General features: G+C 53.1%; 1 pseudogene. It reads left to right on the forward strand.

What is annotated here, in order from left to right:
* Positions 1 to 1,685: pseudogene (locus N8L90_RS09280) on the forward strand (hypothetical protein); the annotation flags it as partial.

Genomic DNA, 1,685 nt, shown 5'->3' on the forward strand with positions numbered 1-1,685 from the left:
GCTGACGTAGACGCTACAGCGCTTGTACTTGCTGACGTAGACGCTACAGCACTTGTGCTTGCTGACGTAGACGCTACGGCACTTGTTGATGCTGAGGTAGACGCTACGGCACTTGTTGACGCTGATGTAGACGCTACTGCGCTAGTACTTGCTGAGGTAGACGCTACGGCACTGGTTGACGCTGATGTAGACGCTACTGCGCTAGTACTTGCTGATGTAGACGCTACCGCACTTGTTGATGCTGAGGTAGATGCTACTGCGCTTGTGCTTGCTGATGTAGAGGCTACAGCGCTTGTGCTGGCTGATGTAGACGCTACTGCGCTTGTTGATGCTGAGGTAGACGCTACGGCACTTGTTGATGCTGATGTAGACGCTACTGCGCTAGTACTTGCTGAGGTAGACGCTACGGCACTTGTTGACGCTGATGTAGACGCTACTGCGCTAGTACTTGCTGATGTAGAGGCTACTGCACTTGTTGATGCTGAGGTAGACGCTACAGCACTTGTTGACGCTGATGTAGATGCTACGGCGCTTGTTGACGCTGAGGTAGATGCTACGGCGCTTGTTGAGGCTGACGTAGACGCTACCGCACTTGTTGACGCTGATGTAGAGGCTACAGCACTTGTGCTTGCTGAGGTAGACGCTACGGCGCTTGTACTTGCTGACGTAGATGCTACCGCGCTAGTTGATGCTGAGGTAGACGCTACGGCACTTGTTGACGCCGACGTAGACGCTACGGCACTTGTTGATGCTGAGGTAGAGGCTACCGCACTGGTTGATGCTGACGTAGACGCTACGGCGCTTGTACTTGCTGACGTAGAGGCTACTGCACTTGTTGACGCTGAGGTAGACGCTACAGCACTTGTTGATGCTGAGGTAGACGCTACTGCGCTTGTGCTTGCTGATGTAGACGCTACAGCACTTGTTGATGCTGAGGTAGACGCTACTGCGCTTGTGCTTGCTGAGGTAGAGGCTACTGCACTTGTTGATGCTGATGTAGAGGCTACTGCGCTTGTGCTGGCTGAGGTAGACGCTACCGCACTTGTGCTTGCTGATGTAGAGGCTACCGCACTTGTTGATGCTGATGTAGACGCTACGGCACTTGTTGATGCTGATGTAGAGGCTACCGCACTTGTTGATGCTGAGGTAGAGGCTACGGCACTTGTTGACGCTGATGTAGAGGCTACAGCGCTTGTTGATGCTGATGTAGAAGCTACCGCACTTGTGCTTGCTGATGTAGATGCTACTGCGCTTGTGCTTGCTGATGTAGATGCTACCGCACTTGTTGACGCTGATGTAGATGCTACTGCGCTTGTGCTTGCTGATGTAGATGCTACTGCGCTTGTGCTTGCTGAGGTAGAGGCTACCGCACTTGTGCTTGCTGATGTAGAGGCTACTGCGCTTGTACTTGCTGATGTAGAGGCTACCGCACTTGTTGATGCTGAGGTAGAGGCTACTGCGCTTGTACTTGCTGAGGTAGAGGCTACTGCACTTGTTGATGCTGAGGTAGAGGCTACTGCGCTAGTACTTGCTGATGTAGAGGCTACGGCGCTTGTGCTTGCTGAGGTAGACGCTACGGCACTTGTTGACGCTGAGGTAGACGCTACGGCGCTTGTACTTGCTGACGTAGACGCTACAGCACTTGTGCTTGCTGACGTAGACGCTACAGCGCTTGTACTTGCTGA

This window comes from Streptococcus mitis (genome assembly GCF_946190115.1).
In the GTDB taxonomy this organism is placed as follows: Bacteria; Bacillota; Bacilli; order Lactobacillales; family Streptococcaceae; genus Streptococcus; species Streptococcus mitis_CO.